This is a genomic window from Kribbella sp. NBC_01245, assembly GCF_036226525.1.
Lineage (GTDB): Bacteria > Actinomycetota > Actinomycetes > Propionibacteriales > Kribbellaceae > Kribbella.
Map to the genome: position 1 here is coordinate 7,993,540 of NZ_CP108487.1, position 18,735 is coordinate 8,012,274.

The following is an 18,735-nucleotide window of genomic DNA, read 5'->3' on the forward strand; positions in this document are numbered from 1 at the left end:
CGAGATGGTCCTGAGGAACGGTTTCAAGCGGGCGGGAATCCTCGCCACAGGTGCGGTCTTGCTGGCGCTGTCGGCCTGTGGTCAGGGTTCGACCACCAAGCAGCCCGACGCCGGCGGATCGCAGAGCTCCGGCCCGGCGAATATCAAGATCGCCTACCAGCAGTGGGGCCCCGGCACGGTGATGAAGAAGTTCCTCACCGCGGCGAAGGCCGAGTACGAGGCGGCGAACGCGGGCTCGACCGTCGAGATCGTGCCGATCGTGGCCAGTGAGAACGACTACTACACCAAGATTCAGTTGATGATGCGGTCGCCCAACACCGCGCCGGACATCGTCTACGAGGACACCTTCCTGATCAACTCCGACATCACCGCGGGGTATCTCAAGCCGCTTGACGACTACATCAAGGGCTGGGAGGACTGGAACCAGTTCGAGGAGACCGCCAAGGGTGCGGCCAAGGGCCAGGACGGCAAGATCTACGGCATTCCGGACGGTACGGACACCCGCGCCCTTTGGTACAACAAGCAGATCTTCGCCAAGGCGGGTCTGCCGGCCAACTGGACTCCGAAGACCTGGGACGAGGTACTGGCGGCCGCTCGCACCATCAAGGAGAAGGTGCCGAACGTCATCCCGCTGAACGTCTACTCGGGTAAGCCGATGGGTGAAGCCTCTGCGATGCAGGGCATGGAGATGCTGCTCTACGGCACCAAAGACACCCTCTACAACTTCGACCAGGCCAAGTGGGTTGTAGGCAGCCAGGGCTTCAAGGACTCTCTCGGCTTCGTCAAGACGATCTTCGACTCGGGACTGGCCCCGCAGCCCAAGCAGTCTCTCGACCCGAACTGGGGCAACAAGGTCGGTAGCGACCTGCTGCCCAACGGGAAGCTAGCCATCGCTCTGGACGGCTCCTGGCTCTACAACAACTGGATGAAGTCCGGTGCGAAGCCCTGGCCGCAGTGGTCCGAGGTGCTCGGTCAGACCGCTATGCCGACTCAGGACGGCAGTGGCAAGGGCAAGGTCTCGCTGTCGGGTGGTTGGACTTGGGCCATCCCCGCCAAGTCGAAGGCGCCCGACGCCGCGTGGAAGTTCATCCAGACGCTGCAGACTCAGAAGAACGCGACGCGCTACGCCACCGAAGGCGCCCAGATCGCCGTACGTAAGGACGTCGCGGCTGACCCGGGCTACAAGTCCTCGGCCAAGAGCACGCAGTTCTTCACCGACCTGGTGTCGGTCACGGTCTACCGCCCGGCACTGCCGGAGTACCCGAAGGTCTCCAACGAGATCATCACCGCGATGGAGGCCGTGATGACCGGCCAGTCGTCACCTGAGGATGCCGCGAAGAACTATGACGAGGCCGTCGAGAGCATCGTCGGCAAGGACAAGACGACCACCGAGAGCCAGTAGCGGTGACTTCAACGATCGCCCCCGCCGTACCGGGTTCCGTAGACGACAAGGGACCCGGTCCGGTGGGACCACCGCGCGGTGCCAAGTTCTTGAAGATGTTGCCGTTGGCACCTTCGATCGCGTTGATGGTCGTCTTCCTGGCCGGCCCGATCCTCTACTGCCTGTACGCCGCCTTCACGAATATGGCGCTGACCGGCACGGGGGCGGCCGAGGTCAAGTTCATCGGCTTCGACAACTTCCGCAAGGCGTTCGGCAGTAGCGCGTTCATCAACTCGATTTGGCTGACCCTGGTCTTCACGCTGATCTCCGCGATCATCGGCCAGAACACCCTTGGCCTCGGTCTCGCCCTGCTGATGCGGCGTTCGACCAAACTCGTGCGTTCGCTGGTCGGTACGGCCGTGATCGGCGCGTGGGTGTTGCCCGAGATCGTCGCGGCGTACCTGCTGAGCGCGTTCCTCAACTCCGAGGGCACGCTGAACGTCATCCTCGAGAGGGTCGGCCTCAACGGCCAGGACTGGATGTACGGCGCCCCGATCATCGCGGTCTCGATCGCGAACATCTGGCGCGGTACCGCGTTCTCGATGCTGGTCTATTCGGCCGCGCTCAGCGAGATCCCCAAGGAGATCGAGGAGTCGGCCGAGATGGACGGGGCCGCTGGTGGCCGGCGGTTGTGGTGGGTGACGCTGCCGATGATCAGTCGCGCCATCCTGACCAACCTGATGCTGATCACGCTGCAGACGCTGAGCGTGTTCGGTCTGATCTACGCGATGACGCGAGGCGGTCCCGGCACCAAGAGCCAGACCCTGCCGCTTTACATGTACGAGCAGGCGTTCAGCTTCTCCCAGATCGGCTACGGCACAGCGATCGCTCTGGTGATGCTGGCGATCGGCGCGGTCTTCTCGCTGATCTATCTGCGTGGACTGAACTCGGAGGCAGCATGACCCGGGCGCACGTCAGCAAACTGACGGCCAACCTGATCCTTCTGGCGATCGGCGCGGTGTTCGTGCTGCCCCTGCTGTGGGTGCTATTCGCCTCGATCAACTCGACGGCAGGCCTTCGGGTCGAGGTGCCGGACAGCCCGACGCTGAACAACTTCCGAGCGGTGCTGAACGTCGACACGACGTACAGGCCGATGCTGAATGGTCTAGTGCTCTGTGGTGGCTCTGCCCTCCTGACGCTGCTCTGCGCCGTACTGGCGGCCTATCCGCTGTCTAGGTTCAAGACGAAGTTCAACCGGCCATTCCTGCTCACTGTGCTCTTTGCGACGGGCCTGCCGATTACTGCAGTCATGGTGCCGGTCTACGGCCTGTTCGTGCAGCTGAACCTTGTGGACACCATCGGCGGCACGATCATGTTCATGACAACCACCTCGTTGCCGTTCGCGATCTGGCTGACGAAGACCTTCATGGACGGCGTGCCGATCTCGCTGGAGGAGGCGGCCTGGGTGGACGGCGCGGGCAGTATGCAGGCGCTCTTCCGGATCGTGCTGCCGCTGATGTGGCCGGGCATTGCCGTGGTGCTGATCTTCACCTTCATCGGCCTGTGGGGGAACTTCTTCGTCCCGTTCATGCTGCTGCTGTCGCCGGAGCGGTTGCCGGCCTCAGTCACCATCTTCACGTTCTTCAGTCAGTACGGCGAAGTCAACTACGGCCAGCTCGCGGCGTACTCCCTGATCTACACGATGCCGGTGCTCATCCTGTACCTGCTTTTGAGCAAGAAACTGGGCGGTGCCTTCGCTCTTGGCGGTGCTATCAAGGGGTAGCAACACGCGTCCCTTCCGGCGTCGCTCGCTCAGGGCGTACGGTCGGTGACCATGGGCCACAGCAGCACGCTCGGAGCGCGGATCGGCGGCTGGCGAGCAGGCGGTCCGGCGACGGCGGCGATCGCGGCCGTCGCCGCTTGCGTGCTCGGTACGGCGATCGTCGCGAGCCGTCCCGAGTTGGTCGTCGGCTCCCGCAGCCCGGCCGTCCACCTGATGCTCGAGACCGTCGACTCGGGGATCGCGCTGCTGCTCGCCTATCTCGTGCTCGGGCGGTTCCAGCGCAGCGCCCGTTGGCAGGACACCAGAGCCACCGTCGTCGCCACCGCAATCGCACCGGCCGCTGCCGCCCCCCGGCGGACGCGCTGAGCGGACCATGTCATAACTGTTCCTCCCCTGATGACGGGCACCCCTCCGCGCCCATCTGGTGGTAACCAGAGGTAGTCGAGGCCCGATCGACTAGAGCCTTTGGTCCGATCCAGCGTTCACCTACCTAAACGGCCGCAGTGGTCCAAGGGCCTGTGGACAGTGCCGTGAACGAGGTCCAATCGCCACGTAGGGTGGCGTCATGCCGCTGACCTACCCCATCGCCGAGCAGACGCTGGACAACGGGCTTCGCGTTGTCGTCAGCTCCGATCGCGCCGTGCCCATCGTCTCCGTGAACCTCTGGTACGACGTGGGTTCGCGCCACGAACCGCCTGGTCTGACCGGGTTCGCGCACCTCTTCGAGCACCTGATGTTCCAGGGGTCGCGCAATGTCGAGTCCGGGCAGCACTTCGCCCTGCTCGAGGCCGTCGGCGCCAGCCTGAACGCGACCACCTTCTTCGACCGGACCAACTACTTCGAGGCGCTGCCGAGCGGCGGCCTCGACCTGGCCCTGTGGCTCGAGGCCGACCGGATGGCCTACCTGCTCGACGCGGTCAACCAGGAGAACCTGGACAACCAGCGCGACGTGGTCAAGGAGGAGAAGCGGCAGAGCTACGACAACCGCCCGTACGGCGACTCGTATGAGCGGCTGGTCCGGCTGGCCTTCGGCCCCAACCACCCGTATGGCCATATGACGATCGGGTCGATGGCCGATCTGGACGCCGCGACCGTGGAGGACGTGCACGCCTTCTTCCGCACCCACTACGGGCCGAACAACGCCGTCCTGACGATCGTCGGTGACGTCTCCGAGGAGGACGCGTTCACCGCGGCGAAGCGCTATTTCGGGCACATTCCCGCGATTCCGCAGCCGCCTGCGGCCCCGGACGGCACGATCGGCCCGCTGCACGGCGTAGCCCGTGACGACGTCGTCGAGGATGTCCCGTCCGACCTCGTCACGATGCTCTTCCGCTTGCCGCCCGACGGCAGCCCGGAGCTGGACGCGGGCGCGCTCGCTCTCGACGTACTCGCTGGTGGTCAGAGCAGCCGGCTGAACCGGCGCCTGGTTCGCGACGAGCAGATCGCGCAGTCCGTCTCGGGTGGCGCCCTGCCGCTGATCGGCGGCGTCTCCTTCGGCACGTTGACCGGGATCGCCGTCGAGGGCGTCGAGCTGCAGCGGGTCGAGGACGCCATCGCCGAGGAGGTCGAGAAGCTCGCGGCCGACGGCGTTACCGACGAGGAGCTGCTCACCGTGCAGGCGCAGGCCGAGCGCGATTGGCTCGAGCAACTTTCCACCTGCTCCGGCCGGGCCGACGAGTTGTCGCACCACGCGTTGCTGTTCGGGGACCCGGGCCGGATCAACCGGCGCATCGACGACATTCGCGCGGTCACCGCCGAGCAGGTCCAGGCCGTCGCCGCCGAATGGATTCGCGCGGATCGCCGGGCCCAGGTCACCTACCGCAAACCTGCCGCCGAGGCCGCTGAAGAGACCATGACCACCGATGGGGAGCAGCAGTGAGCAGCCCAGCCGTGACCACCCCGCCCGCCGTCGCGCCGCCGCGGCCGTGGAAGTTCCCGACCGCGGTCAGCACGCAGACCCGGGCCGGCACCCCGGTGCACGTCTTCGAGCGCCCAGGACAGTACGTCGCGACCGTGCGCGTCACGGTCGAGCTGCCGTTGGCCGTCGAGCCGCGTGAGCTCGAAGGCGTCGCGATGATCATGTCGCGCACGCTCGACGAAGGCACCGAGCTGCGATCGGCCAACGAGTTCGCGGCCGCCCTGGAGCGGCACGGCGCGGCGTACGGCGTGGATGTCACCGCCGACGCGCTGCACGTGGAGATCTCGGTGCCGGTCTCGCATCTGAGCGAGGCCGTCGCCCTGCTCGCCGAGGCCATCACCAAGCCCGCGTTCAACGCCGGCGACGTCGGCCGGCACGTCACGATCCGCCTCGGCGAGATCGGCCAGGAGCGCGCCGGCGCGGCGTACCGGGCCCGCGAGGCCTTCGCCGCCAACATCTTCGACCCGTCCGTGCGACGCTCCCGCCCGAGCGGGGGTACGCCGGACACCGTGCGCGGGCTGACCCCGGAGGCGGTGCGCGAGTTCTACCGGCGCAACATCGGGCCGGCGCGGGCGCAGATCCTGTTCGCCGGCGATTCCGGTGGCCAGGATGTCGCCGCGATCATCGACGAGGCCTTCGGTTCGTGGACGTCGCAAGCCGAGGCGGCCACGCCGACGCCCGAGCCCATCTTCCTTTCGGGCAACCGGATCGTCGTGGTGAACCGCCCGGGTTCGGTGCAGAGCCAGCTGATGATCGGCTGCCCGGGTCCGGACCGGCGCGACGAGGTGTGGGGCGCCGCCGCGGTCGCCTCGCACGTGGTCGGCGGCACGATCAGCTCGCGGGTGGACCGGGTGCTGCGTGAGGAGAAGGGTTACACCTACGGCACGCGATCGAGTTTCGCTGCGCCGCGCAAGGGTGGGCTGTTCAGCCTCGGTGGCTCGGTGCGGACCGAGGTGACCGGTGCGTCCGTGGATGACGCGGTGCGGATCCTGCTCGAGGCCCGCGACGGCTTGACCGATCGCGAGGTCGCCGAGGCCAAGGACAACCTGATCCGGACGGCGCCGCTGCGCTACGAGCAGGCTGACTCGATCGCGCAGCAGGTCGGCAGCAATATCGCCGCCGGGGTGCCGCTCGACTTCGCCGACACGTATCTGGCCCAGATCGCCGACACCACCGCTGAGTCGGCGACCGAGGCCTATCGCAAGTACGTCGGAACCAGCGGGCTGCTGATCGTCGTCGTAGGGGATGAGCCGGCCATCACCGGTCAGCTCACCGGCTTGGCCCTCGGAGATGTCACCGTGGTCGAGTAGCCGATCCCACCACGGTGCCGCAGGGCACTGCCACAGTGCCGCGGGGCACTCGAAGGAGCCGATGATGGCGCAGCAGCAGCCGACGCAGGGTTATGCCGTGCCGCAGGACAACCGGACCGCCACGGTCGCCCTGGTGCTCGGCATCGTCGGTCTGATGATGGGCGTGCTGGTTGTCGCGCCGTTCGCCTGGATTTACGGGCGGAAGGCACGCAATGAGATCGACTCGTTACCGGGTGTCTACAAGAACCGGTCGGTCGCGACGGCCGGCTACTGGTTCGGCATCATCGGCACGGTGCTGCTGGTCGTCGTGGTGGTGCTCTGGGTAGTGATGGGCCTCATCATCGGCGCCTCGCTGGACGAACTGACCACCGACTACTGATCACTCGCTTGATCAGTTGCCATTGACAACGTAATCCTCGCTTCGAGGTCTGGCACGACGGGCTCACCGCACCTACGGTGAGCCCGTAATGCTGTCCTTGGGAGGGGAAACCAGTGAGGGATTTCCGTCGAACTCTGGGCGTTGCCGCGGGTGTATTAGCACTCGTCGGAGCCTCGCTCACGATCACACCGACCGCGGTGGGGTCCGCGGCCGCGAGCACCACCGAATACCTGGTTCTGCTGGAGTCAGGTGCTGACCGCGCCGCCGCACTCGCCGCCGTCAAGGCCGCAGGCGGCACGCTGGTCAAGGAAAACGTCAATCTGGGCACGATGACCGTTCGTGCGCCGGCAGCAGGATTCGTCACGAAGGTGTCGAAGTCACCGGCCATCGAAGGCGCCGCGCGGAACCAGAAGATCGGCTCGGTACCGCGGTCGAAGTTGAACCCGGTCGAGCAGGAGCACCTGATCGCGGGTGCTGCTCGGGCTGCCAAGTCCTCCGCGGCTACGGCTGCGGTGGGGATGGACCCGCTCGACACCAAGTTGTGGGGTCTGCGGATGGTCCGCTCCGACCTCGCCCGTGAGGTTCAACCCGGCAAGAAGCTCGTCAAGGTGGGCGTGCTCGACTCGGGTATCGACGCCCGCAACCCCGATATCGCCCCGAACTTCGACTGGGCCCTGTCGCGCAACTTCGTGACGGATATTCCCGAGGTCGACGGGCCGTGCGAGTTCGCGAGTTGTGTCGACCCGGTCGGCTGGGACGACAGCGGTCACGGTACGCACGTGGCCGGCACGATCGGCGCCGCCGCGAACGGCCTCGGCGTCTCGGGTGTCGCCCCGAACGTCAGCCTGGTGGAGATCCGAGGCGGTCAGGACAGTGGATTCCTTTTCCTCGGACCGGTCGTGGACGCGTTGACGTACGCCGCCGACGTACGGCTCGATGTGGTGAACATGTCGTTCTACATCGACCCGTGGCTCTACAACTGCTTCGCCAACCCGGCCGATAGCCCAGAGGCGCAGGCGGAGCAGCGGACGATCATCGCGGTGGTTACCCGTGCGCTGGAATACGCGCACGACCGGCAGGTCACGCTGGTCGGCTCACTGGGTAACAACCATGAGGATCTGGGCAAACCGCGGACCGACTTCTCGAGCCCGGACTACGGCGACGTACCGCCGTACCCGCGACCGATTGACAACGCGACCTGCTTCGATCTGCCGATCGAGGGGCCGCACGTGATCGGCGTTTCGGCTCTCGGCCCGTCCGAGAAGAAGGCCGACTACTCGAACTACGGTCTGGAGCAGATCGAGGTGTCGGCCCCTGGTGGCTGGTTCCGCGACTTCTTCGGTACGCCGAACTTCAGGGTGAACGAGAACCTCATCCTGTCGACGTACCCCGTCAACACACTGCAGGCCGACGGTCTCGTGGACGCCGCCGGCAACATCACCCCAGCCGGAGTGGCCGGGGGAATCCAGAAGGAATGCCCGGCGGGGGAGACCGACTACACCCGCTGTGGCTACTACAACTACCTGCAAGGTACGTCGATGGCCTCGCCGCATGCGACTGGCGTAGTCGCTCTGATCGTCAGCCAGTTCGGCAAGGGCACTGGTGCGAAGTTCGGCCTCTCGCCGGACCAGGTGCACAAGAGGCTCTTCAGCTCGGCACAGGAGCGGTCGTGCCCAGTGCCGCCTCTGCAGACGTACACCAACGAGGGACGGTCTGCGGAGTTCAACGCTCTCTGTGAAGGCACTACGAGCTTCAACGGGTTCTACGGTCACGGGATCGTAGACGCCTATGGAGCAGTCACTCAGAAGTAGAACGCACTGTGGGCCCGGGAGTCAGCTCCCGGGCCCACAGGTGTTTCTGGCTTGGGGTCAGCCTGCCGAAGCGATGTACTTCGAGAGTTGCTCGCGCTCGAACTCCAGTTCACCGATGCGGGTCTTGACCACGTCACCGATGCTGACGATGCCGGACAGCGAGCCGTCGATGACCACCGGCACATGCCGGATCCGGCGGTCGGTCATCAGCCGCATCAGGTCGTCGATATGGGTATCCGGGTCACAGGTATGGACTTCAGCCGTCATGATCGTGGCCACCTGGGCCCGTAGGCCGTCCGGGTCACGATGAATCAGGCGAACGATGTCACGTTCGGAGACGATGCCGTCCACGGAACGGCCGTCGGCGCTGACCACGAGCGCGCCGACATTGTGCTCGGCCAGCAGAGCGAGCAGCTCGCTGACGGTGGCTTCTGGAGAGATGGTCACGACTTCATTGCCCTTGCCGCGCAGAACGTCGTTGATCTTCATGGAGCCTCCTGCTTCGTCTTCGGAGCCCAAAAGCCAAGGCTAGCCAGGATCTTGCTTCCCGTCAGTAGTAAACGCGTTGCCCTGTTGTAACGACCTCTGACACCATCCGGCGGTGAGCTCCGATCGCAGTGGCTGGCGGGCAGATCTGGCAGTGCTCCGTCACCGCAGCGTCCGGACCTTCCTCGCCGCCCGGTTCATCTCCGTGCTGGGCTCGTCGATCGCCCCGATCGCGCTGGTTTTCGCCGTTCTGGACATCTCCGACTCGGCGACGGCGGTCGGCGTCGTATTGGCGGCGCGCAGCATCCCGCAGGTGGTGCTGATGCTGGTCGGCGGCGTGATCGCGGACCGGCTGCCGCGCAATCTCGTCATCGTCGTGGCCAACGCGATCTGCGCGATCACCCAGGCCCTCGCAGCGACCCTGCTCGTCACCGGTCATGCCGAGATCTGGCAACTGGCGGTGATCGAGGCGGTCAACGGTGCTGCCGCGGCCTTCGTCTTCCCCGCGATGGTGGGGATTCTGCCCGCGCTGATCGACCGCGCCGAACTGCCGCAGGCGAACGCGCTCGCGGGTTTCGCCAAGTCCAGCGCGCTGATCGGCGGCAGTGCGCTCGCGGGCGTGATCGTGGCCTTCGCGGGTTCGGCGACCGGCCTGTACGTCGACGCGGCCACCTTCGCGCTTGGCGCCTTCCTGATGTCGCGACTGCGGATGCCGCCGATCGAGCGCAGCGGCGAATCGATGCTGACGGAACTTCGGGTCGGCTGGACCGAGTTCGTATCGCACCAGTGGGTCTGGGTCATCGTCGCCGCGTTCGGCCTGATCAACCTGACCTGGGCCGCTTGCTGGGCAACCCTCGGCCCGGTCATCGCCGACGACACCTTCGGCCGGGCCGGCTGGGGCGTGGTCAGCGCGGCCTTCGGCGCGGGCCTGATCGTCGGCGGTTTGCTGATGGTCCGGGTCAAGCCGCGGTTTCCCCTTCGTGCGGGCATGATCGGTACGTTCCTGACCGCGCCGGTCCTGCTCTGCCTGGCCGTACTGCCGACCACCTGGGCCGTAGCGGCCGCCGCCTTCTGCACCGGAATCGGCTTCGAGATGTTCGGCATCGGCTGGGAAACCGCCATCGGCCAGCACATCCCGCTCGACAAGATCTCCCGCGTCTCGTCGTACGACGCCCTCGGCTCCTTCGTCGCGATCCCCCTCGGCCAACTCAGCGCCGGCTACCTCGCAGGCACCCTCACCGCCCGCACGGTAGAGATCTACGGCGCCACCCTCATCACCCTCCTAGTCCTAACCACCCTCCTCTTCCCCTCAATCCGCACCCTCCCCCGCTCCACCACCTAACCCCCCGGCCACACGCTCCTCCCGGCGTGTCGGTATCCCGTTCATCGGGCCCTTCTGACGCGGCGTGTCGAGGTTCATCGGTCCCTTGTGACCAAAGGTGACCGATGAATGCAAAGAGAGGGTGCCTGGCGGATCGCCGCGAAAAGGCTTCCCGCCCTGGTCGCGAGGGCTCGATTAGGCGTCGGCGACTGGTCAGAAGGGACCGACGAACCGCGACACGCCGCATCACAAGGGCTCGATGAACCGCGACACGCCGCGTCAGAAGGGACCGATGAGCGGGAAGCGACACGCCGGGAGAGTGGCGGGGCGCGAGGGGGTAACGGAGGGTGGTGGGTGCGTAACGTGGGGGAGTGGTGGGGCGTTAGGGAATGAGCAGGCCGTCGTTCTAGGTCCGTGTTGCTGCTGGGGAGTCGTCACGGGAGGGTTCGATGAGGGCGCTGGCTGCCGTTGGGGTGGTGGTGATGCTGGTGGCGTGTTCGGGGTGTGGGGGGCAGAGTCGGGAGCCGGGTTCGCGGACGGACGCGTTCTGTAAGCCGGCCAAGGCTCGTGGGGCGGCGGCGCTGACCGATGATCGTGGCGCCATTCCGGCGAACAACATCGTGCCGGTGAGCTCGGCGACGGGCCAGTTCCGGACCGTGCTCGCGCTGACCGCGACGATCTCCCGGGCGATTTCGCCTGCCGACGTCGAGAAGGTGGCTCGGGCTGTGAGTGCGGATCGGGCGAAGGCTGTCGAAACCGCATTGGCCGACCTTCGGGGCTTGCCCGCGAAATCCCGGCTGACGGCGTTGGCCATCGGCGTACCGGCTGAACGGTCCGCTGGGGCTGTTGCGGCGCTGTACGCTGCCGCGTTGTTGCGGGCCGATGTCGCTGTGACCACCTTGCCGGTGGCAGACGCGGGTACGGCGCTGCGCCAGCTTGGGGCCGGGCGGATCGGGCTGGTGCCGCTGCCACTTGGTGCCGTTGCGACAGCTGTCGGTGCTCCCAAAGGCCCGGGCGAGTTGCAGGCCCGGTTGCAGGCCGTGTCGACCGCGGGCATGAAGCGCAATGTGGCGATCGGCGCGCCGACGCAGGTCGCGGATCAGCCGGTGCTGGCGCTTTCGCCGTCGGTCGCGAGTTCGCTGTCGGTGCACACGATCGCGGGTCTGATCGAGCTCTGCGGCAAGAAGGGGCTGGTGATCGGCGCGACCGAGAAGGTCCACGACGCCGCGACGGCCTTCACCAAGACTTACGGACCTCCCGTCACCACGCTCAAGGGCACCACCGCGCTCGCCGCGTTGGAGGCCGGCCGGGTGACCGCCGTACTGGTCACCGCGAAGGAGCTGGCCATGGCGCGCCGGTGATCACTGTTGCTAGCGGCAACTTCATGAGATGTTGCCGTCGGCAATGAAGCGATAACGCACAAGTGAACGCACCACCTCTGCAGTTGAATCGCAAGGCATGCGCCCGCCACGCTGCCACGCCTGAGAAATTGGGATGGGCATGTATCTAGTAGCGGGGGCACGTCGACGACGTGCGCTGATCGCGGCGGCGGCCGCACTGGGCCTGGTTTTCCTCGGGTCCAGTCTGACCGCATCGGCCTACCAGGTGCCGGATACGGCATTCACCCAGGGCGCGAGCGGCACCGGCACGATGCCAGGCTCGTCCCTCACCCAGACGATCAGCACCACGGGCAACACCGCCCTCCTCGCGGCTACCACGGCCGGAGCGCGCGGGACCACGGCGGCGACGTACTCGCCCGGCCTCGCTACGACCACGCCAGCCCAGGACATCGTCGTCAACACCGGCGACTGCGCCTCCACCGGCACCTGCTCCAACCGGGGCACCGTCACCATCGCCTTCTCCCAGCCCGTCCTGAACCCGATCCTCCACGTCGCGGGTATCGGCGGCGTCGCGACCCAGACCGTCAGCGGCAACCCGACGGCCCAGTCCGAGTTGCATGCGATCTTCGCCCTGACCACGGCCGGCGTCACCCTGAGCAAGGCCAGCACGGGCAACAACTTCGCGGTCACCGGTGGCAACACCATCACCGCGACCAACCACGACACCAGCCCGTCATGTGTCTCGACCGGCACCGGCACCGGCGGCCCCGCCGCGGGCGCGACCGCCAGCTGTGGTTCGGTCCAGGTCACTGGCCTGGTCACCTCGCTGACCTTCAACGTGACGGCGATCTTCACCAAGAACCCGTCGTTGCCCGCGTTCAACCAGCCCGCCTCGGGCGACGGCGTCTCCATCGTCGCTTCGGTCGGCCAGGACTTCGGCGACGCGCCTTCGTCGTATGACGGCAGCAACGCGGCCCGCGCCGTGCTGAGCAACGTCAAGCTCGGCAGCGCCGTCTCCGAGGATTACCAGAACGTCGCCAACTCCACCACCAGCCCGAACGCGGGCGCGAGTGCGACCGGCGACAGCAACGACGACGGCGTCACGCTGACCCCGATCCTCGCCACGGCCACGACGTACAGCGCCGCGGTCGCCCTCAGCGGTGCGACCAAGGCCGGTCAGGTCTGCGGCTGGATCGACTTCAACAAGAACGGCACCTTCCAGATGGGCGAGCGCGCCTGCGCCGCCGTCGCGTCGGGCCAGACCAGCGCGACCCTGAACTGGACGGGCCTCAGCGGCCTTACCGGCGGTGCGACGTACGCGCGCTTCCGCGTCGGCTACACGACCGCCCAGATCCAAAGCCCGCAAGGTGCTTCGGATTCGGGTGAGGTCGAGGACTACCCGTTCACGATCGTCGTGCCGCAGCCGCCGACTGCTACGCCGGATACCGACACCACTCCGCAGGACGTCAACGTCACCGTCAACCCGCTGACCAACGACAGCGCGGGCCCCGGCGCCGTACTCGTACCCACCTCCGTGGTGCTAAAGGATCCGGCCGACGGCACGTTCAAGAAGACCGTGACGATTCCGGGCGAGGGCACGTACACGATCCAAGCGGACGGCACGGTCACGTTCGACCCGCTGCCGGCCTTCTCCGGTACGGCGACCCCGGTCACCTACCGGGTCGGCGACAACGCGGGCCAAACCGCGACCTCGACGATCACGATCACCGTCACCCCGGTCAAGCCGGACGCGGTGAACGACTCCGAGACCACGTCGTTCGAGACGCCGATCACGGTTGGCGTGCTGGCGAACGACAAGCCGGGTGACCCGAGTGCTCCGCTCGTCCCGGCCAGCGTGTGCATCGTCGACGGCGCCACTTGCGTCAAGACGCTGACCACGCCGCAAGGCACGTACACGGTCAACGCCAACGGCTCGATCACGTTCGACCCGGCCGACGGCTACACCGGTACGACGCCTCCGATCACCTACCGGGTGGCGGACGACAACGGCACTACCGACACCGCGACGCTGGTCATCACGGTCCCGGCCCCGGGTAAGCCGACGGCCACGCCGGATACCGAGACCACCAAGCAGGACGTCAACGTCACGGTGAACCCGCTGACCAACGACTCCGCGGGTGCGGGCGCCACCCTGGTCCCGGGCAGCGTTTGCCTGACCAGTGGTGACGAGTGCGTGAAGACGCTGACGGTTCCGGGCGAGGGCACGTACACGGTTCAGCCGAACGGCACCGTTGTGTTCGACCCGTTGCCGACGTTCACCGGCGAGGCCAAGCCGGTGCCCTACCGGGTCTCCGACAACGCGGGCCAGACGGCAACGTCGACGATCACGATCACCGTCACCCCGGTCAAGCCGGACGCGGTGAACGACACCGACACCACGCCGTACAACACCCCGGTCACCACCAACGTGCTGACCAACGACAACCCGGGTGACCCGAGCGCGCCGCTCGTCCCGGCCAGCGTCTGCATCGTCGACGGCGCCACTTGCGTCAAGACACTGACCACGGCCCAGGGCACCTACACGGTCAACCCGGACGGGTCGATCAAGTTCGACCCGGTGCCAGGTTTCACCGGACCGACCACGCCGATCACGTACCGGGTGACCGACGACAACGGCAGCACCGACACCGCGACGCTGATCATCACGGTGGACCTGCCCGCCCCGCCCGCCGCGCAACCCGACACCGGCACCACCCCGCAGAATGTGAACCTCACGGTCGATGCCCTGGGCAACGACTCGGCCTCGCCGGGCGTCGCGCTGGTACCGGGGTCGGTGGTGCTGCGTGATCCCGCGGACGGCACCTTCAAGAAGACGGTGACGATTCCGGGCGAAGGCACGTACTCGGTCCAGGCCGACGGCAAGGTCGTGTTCGATCCGCTGCCGCAATTCACCGGTACGGCGACCTCGATCGGCTACCGGGTCACGGACTCGACCGGTCAGACCGCTGAGTCGACCATCACGATCACGGTCACGCCGGTCACGCCGGAGGCGGTCAGCGACTCGCGCACCACGCCGTACAAGACGCCGGTGACGATTGCGGTGCTCGAGAACGACAAGGCCGGCTCGGACACCACCTCGCTCAACCCGGCGAGCGTCTGCATCGTCGACGGCACGGAATGCGTGAAGACGCTGGCGGTTCCGGGTGAGGGGACGTACGTCGTCAACCCGGACGGAACGGTCAAGTTCACCCCGGTGGATGGGTTCCGCGGCACCACCACCTCCGTGACGTACGAGGTGAAGGACAGCAACGGCACTCCGACCCGGGCCCAGATCACCGTCTCGGTCGAGGCTCCGGCACCACCGGTCGCAAACCCCGATACCAACACCACCCCGCAGGGGCAGTTGGTCAACACTGGTGTGCTCGGCAACGACCAGGCCGGCCCGACCGGCTCGCCGCTCACGCCGGGCAGCGTGTGCCTGATCAGCGGTGACACTTGCGAGAAGACGCTCACGATCGCCGGCGAGGGCACGTACATCGTGAAGGACGATGGCAGCGTCGACTTCCAGCCGCTGCCGGGCTTCACCGGTGAGGCCAAGCCGGTGGAGTACCGCGTCACCGACGGCAACGGCGCGAATGCCTCGTCGACGTTGACCATCACCGTCACGCCGGTCAAGCCGGACGCGGTCGACGACGCGGCCACCACGCCGTACGACACGAACGTGACCGTGCCGCTGCTGGGTAACGACAACCCGGGCAACCCGGCAGTGCCGCTCGTCCCTGGCAGCGTGTGCTTGGTGAGCCTTGACGCTTGCGTGAAGACGCTGGCGGTTCCGGGCGACGGCACGTACACGGTGAACCCGGACGGTTCGATCGCGTTCGACCCGCTGCCGACGTTCACCGGTAAGGCCACGCCGCAGACCTACCGCGTGGCGGACGAGAACGGCACCACGGCCACCGCCGTCGTCACGATCACGGTCACGCCGCCGCCGGCGCCTGAGGCCAAGCCCGACACCGGGACCACGCCGCAGAACGTCAACGTCACGGTTGATCCGCTCACGAACGACGAGGCCGGCACCGGTACGACGCTCGTCCCCGCCAGCGTTTGCCTGATCAGCGGTGACGAGTGTGTGAAGACCCTGACGGTTCCAGGCGAAGGCACCTACACGGTGGCGCCGGACGGCAAGGTCACGTTCGACCCGCTGCCGACGTTCAGCGGCGAGGTCAAGCCGGTGCCCTACCGGGTGACGGATTCGCTCGGCCGGAACGCGACGTCGACCATCACCATCACGGTCACGCCGATCACCCCGGACGCGGTCGACGACACGGGCAAGACGCCGAACGACACCCCGGTCACCGTGCCGGTGCTCGGCAACGACGAGCCGGGTGCGCCGACGGTTCCGCTGGACCCGGCGAGCGTCTGCCTGGTCGACGGCGCCACTTGCGTCAAGACGCTGACCACGCCCCAGGGCACGTACACGGTGAACCCGGACGGGACGATCAAGTTCGACCCGGTGCCGACGTTCTCCGGTGCGACCACGCAGATCACCTACCGGGTGACCGACGAGAACGGCACCACCGCTACCGCGAAGCTGACGATCACCGTGGGCGAAGCGCCGAAGGCCGCTCCGGACTCCGGCACCACCCCGCAGAATGTCAACGTCACGGTCAATCCGCTGACGAACGACACTCCGGGCACCGGCGCCACGCTGGTCCCGGGCAGCGTCTGCATCGTTGTCGCCGACACGTGCGTGAAGACCCACACGGTTCCGGGCGAAGGCACGTACACGGTGGCGCCGGATGGCAAGGTCACGTTCGACCCGGTCCCGTCGTTCACGGGTACGGCCACGCCGATCACCTATGAGGTCAAGGATTCCGACGGGCTGACGGCGATGTCGACCATCGGGATCACGGTCACGCCGATCAAGCCGACGGCCGTTGACGACGCGTCCACCACGCCGTTCCAGACGCCCGTGACTGTGCCGGTTTTGGTCAACGACAAGGCGGGCGATCCGTCGGCGCCGCTGGTGCCGGGCAGCGTGAAGCTGAAGGACCCGTCCGACGGCGCGTTCAAGGCGACGGTGACGATTCCGGGTGAGGGCACCTACACCGCGAACCCGGAGGGCACGATCACTTTCAGTCCGGTGGACGGGTTCGAGGGTGTCACCACGCCGCTCACGTACGAGGTGGAGGACGGTAACGGCACCACCGCCGACGCGCTGCTGACCATCACGGTCGGCGACGCGCCGGACGCCAACCCCGATACAAGTACGACGAAGCAGAACGTCAACGTGACGGTGGACCCGCTCACCAACGACAAGCCGGGCACCGGCGCGACGCTGGTACCGGGTTCGGTCGAGGTGTTCGACGAGGGCACCCAGACCTGGGGCAAGACGGCCACCGTGCCGGGCGAGGGCAAGTACACGGTCGACCCGGAGACGGGCCAGATCACCTTCGACCCCGAGCCCGGGTTCACCGGTCAGAGCTCGGTGCCCTACCGGGTCTCCGACTCGGACAAGCACACGGCCGCATCGACGGTGACCATCACGGTCGACCCGATCAAGCCGACGGCGACGGACGACAAGACCACCACGCCGTACAACACGCCGGTGACCGTGCCGGTGGCGGCGAACGACAAGGCGGGTGACCCGAGTGCCCCGCTGGTGCCGAGCAGCGTGATGCTGATCGACCCGGGGAGCGGCGATCCGGTCAGCACGTTGAAGGTTCCCGGCGAGGGTACGTTCACGGTCCAGCCCGATGGAGGGATTCGGTTCGTGCCGGAGAAGGGCTTCACCGGTACGACGACGCCAGTGACGTACCGGATCAGCGATACGAACGGCACGCCGACCACGGCCGAGTTGACCGTGACGATCGGGGACAAGCCGGTCGCCGTACCGGATGCGAAGACGACCAAGCAAGACGTACCGGTCACGATCGACCCGCTGGCCAACGACAAGCCGGGTGGCGGTGCCGAGCTCGATCCGTCGACGCTCTGTCTGAGCTCGGCCGGCAAGTGCGTGCAGACGCTGGTGGTTCCGGGCGAGGGCACGTACACGGTCAAGGACGGCAAGGTCGTCTTCGACCCGATCCCGGGCTTCACCGGCAAGACCACGCCGGTGACGTACGAGGTGAAGGACACCGATGGCAACCCGACCCGGTCGACCATCACCGTCACGGTCACGCCGATCAAGCCGGCTGCGGTGGACGACGTTCGCAAGACGCCGTTCAACACCGCGATCACGGTTCCGGTTTTGGGCAACGACAAGGCGGGTGACGCCAAGGCTCCACTGGTGCCGGGCAGCGTCTGCCTCATCTCGGGCACCACGTGCGTGAAGACGCTCACGGTTCCGGGCGAAGGCACGTACACGGTCAAGGACGGCGAGGTGACGTTCACCCCGGTGAAGGGCTTCACCGGCACCACGCGGACGCCGTACCGGGTGACCGATGCGAACGGTACGACCAGCAAGGCGACGCTGATCATCACGGTCGGCAAGCCGGGTGGCGCCAAGGCCGATCCGGACAGCGGTAACGGCCGACCGGCGCAGCCGATCGTGATCAACCCGCTGGCGAACGACAAGCCGAGCACGGGGTCGAAGTGGAAGCCGGGCAGCGTCTGCCTGATCGACTCCACCGGGACCTGTGTGAAGAGAGTCGTGGTGCCGAATGTCGGGACGTGGACCGTGCAGAAAAACGGCACGGTGCGATTCGTCTCGGACCCGGACTACACGGGTACGGCCCGGATCAACTACCTGGTCACCGACACCGACGGGGTGACGGTCGAGTCGCGGATCACGGTCAAGGTCGGCGATCAGCCGGCACCGCCGCCGGACGACGAGGAGGAGCTGCCCGACACGGGTGGTCCGTCCACCTTGTTCTTCACGCTCGGCGCGTTGCTGGTCGCGATGGGTGGCGCACTGCTGTTGATGGCCCGCAGGAGAAGGCCGTAAGCCGTGGTGCATGACTGAGGAATGAAGCGCCGGGACCCCGCTGAGGAGCGGGGTCCCGGTACTTGCACCAACTTTTCGGCGTTCGGCGGCATCTGGGTC

At 66.9% G+C, this 18,735-nt stretch carries 12 protein-coding genes; 11 read left to right on the top strand and 1 reads right to left on the bottom strand.

Going from position 1 to position 18,735, the window contains the following annotated elements; translation table 11 throughout:
• Window positions 1–4 precede the first annotated feature (4 nt).
• The 8 genes from OG394_RS36835 (at window position 5) to OG394_RS36870 (ending at window position 8,582) form a co-directional block, all read left to right on the top strand.
• The gene (locus OG394_RS36835; protein ID WP_328991917.1) at window positions 5–1,402 is read left to right on the top strand and encodes an extracellular solute-binding protein; all 1,398 of its coding nucleotides are present in this window, start codon (window positions 5–7) and stop codon (window positions 1,400–1,402) included.
• A 2-nt stretch (window positions 1,403–1,404) separates the two neighbouring features.
• Window positions 1,405–2,343, top strand: a complete 939-nt coding sequence (locus OG394_RS36840; RefSeq protein WP_328991919.1) for a carbohydrate ABC transporter permease — start codon at window positions 1,405–1,407, stop codon at window positions 2,341–2,343.
• The gene (locus OG394_RS36845; RefSeq protein ID WP_328991921.1) at window positions 2,340–3,164 is read left to right on the top strand and encodes a carbohydrate ABC transporter permease; all 825 of its coding nucleotides are present in this window, start codon (window positions 2,340–2,342) and stop codon (window positions 3,162–3,164) included. The genes OG394_RS36840 and OG394_RS36845 overlap by 4 nt, the downstream gene beginning before the upstream one ends.
• Before the next feature lie 51 nt (window positions 3,165–3,215).
• Window positions 3,216–3,530 (top strand): hypothetical protein, encoded by a 315-nt coding sequence (locus OG394_RS36850; RefSeq protein ID WP_328991922.1) that lies wholly within the window; start codon window positions 3,216–3,218, stop codon window positions 3,528–3,530.
• 199 nt (window positions 3,531–3,729) lie between these two features.
• Entirely contained in the window at window positions 3,730–5,043 is a 1,314-nt protein-coding gene (locus OG394_RS36855; protein ID WP_328991923.1) for a M16 family metallopeptidase, read from the top strand.
• Window positions 5,040–6,392: a M16 family metallopeptidase gene (locus tag OG394_RS36860; RefSeq protein ID WP_328991924.1), complete on the top strand. Its 1,353-nt coding sequence runs from the start codon at window positions 5,040–5,042 to the stop codon at window positions 6,390–6,392. Before OG394_RS36855 ends, OG394_RS36860 begins: the two co-directional genes overlap by 4 nt.
• A gap of 64 nt (window positions 6,393–6,456) precedes the next feature.
• Window positions 6,457–6,771, top strand: a complete 315-nt coding sequence (locus OG394_RS36865) for a DUF4190 domain-containing protein (RefSeq protein ID WP_328991925.1) — start codon at window positions 6,457–6,459, stop codon at window positions 6,769–6,771.
• Between the two features lie 113 nt (window positions 6,772–6,884).
• A complete protein-coding gene (locus tag OG394_RS36870; protein WP_328991926.1) occupies window positions 6,885–8,582 on the top strand; it encodes a S8 family serine peptidase in 1,698 nt (565 codons plus the stop codon).
• Between the two features lie 57 nt (window positions 8,583–8,639).
• Here OG394_RS36870 and OG394_RS36875 read toward each other — a convergent pair whose 3' ends face one another.
• On the bottom strand, window positions 8,640–9,071 hold the full coding sequence (locus OG394_RS36875) for a CBS domain-containing protein (RefSeq protein WP_328991927.1): 432 nt from the start codon (window positions 9,069–9,071) through the stop codon (window positions 8,640–8,642).
• Window positions 9,072–9,183: 112 nt separating this feature from the next.
• Between OG394_RS36875 and OG394_RS36880 the strand changes: the two genes are divergently transcribed.
• From OG394_RS36880 to OG394_RS36890, 3 genes are all read left to right on the top strand, one after another.
• Window positions 9,184–10,410 carry an MFS transporter gene (locus tag OG394_RS36880; RefSeq protein ID WP_328991928.1) on the top strand — a complete coding sequence of 409 codons (1,227 nt, stop codon included), beginning with the start codon at window positions 9,184–9,186 and terminating at the stop codon, window positions 10,408–10,410.
• A gap of 428 nt (window positions 10,411–10,838) precedes the next feature.
• Window positions 10,839–11,750: a hypothetical protein gene (locus tag OG394_RS36885; protein WP_328991929.1), complete on the top strand. Its 912-nt coding sequence runs from the start codon at window positions 10,839–10,841 to the stop codon at window positions 11,748–11,750.
• A 139-nt stretch (window positions 11,751–11,889) separates the two neighbouring features.
• Window positions 11,890–18,636: an Ig-like domain-containing protein gene (locus tag OG394_RS36890; RefSeq protein WP_328991930.1), complete on the top strand. Its 6,747-nt coding sequence runs from the start codon at window positions 11,890–11,892 to the stop codon at window positions 18,634–18,636.
• The last annotated feature ends 99 nt before the right edge of the window (window positions 18,637–18,735 follow it).

Coding starts and splice junctions, on each gene's coding strand:
- OG394_RS36835 (WP_328991917.1), top strand. CDS start 5: ATGGTCCTGAGGAACGGTTTCAAGCGGGCGGGAATCCTCGCCACAGGT.
- OG394_RS36845 (WP_328991921.1), top strand. CDS start 2,340: ATGACCCGGGCGCACGTCAGCAAACTGACGGCCAACCTGATCCTTCTG.
- OG394_RS36850 (WP_328991922.1), top strand. CDS start 3,216: ATGGGCCACAGCAGCACGCTCGGAGCGCGGATCGGCGGCTGGCGAGCA.
- OG394_RS36855 (WP_328991923.1), top strand. CDS start 3,730: ATGCCGCTGACCTACCCCATCGCCGAGCAGACGCTGGACAACGGGCTT.
- OG394_RS36865 (WP_328991925.1), top strand. CDS start 6,457: ATGGCGCAGCAGCAGCCGACGCAGGGTTATGCCGTGCCGCAGGACAAC.
- OG394_RS36875 (WP_328991927.1), bottom strand. CDS start 9,071: ATGAAGATCAACGACGTTCTGCGCGGCAAGGGCAATGAAGTCGTGACC.
- OG394_RS36885 (WP_328991929.1), top strand. CDS start 10,839: ATGAGGGCGCTGGCTGCCGTTGGGGTGGTGGTGATGCTGGTGGCGTGT.
- OG394_RS36890 (WP_328991930.1), top strand. CDS start 11,890: ATGTATCTAGTAGCGGGGGCACGTCGACGACGTGCGCTGATCGCGGCG.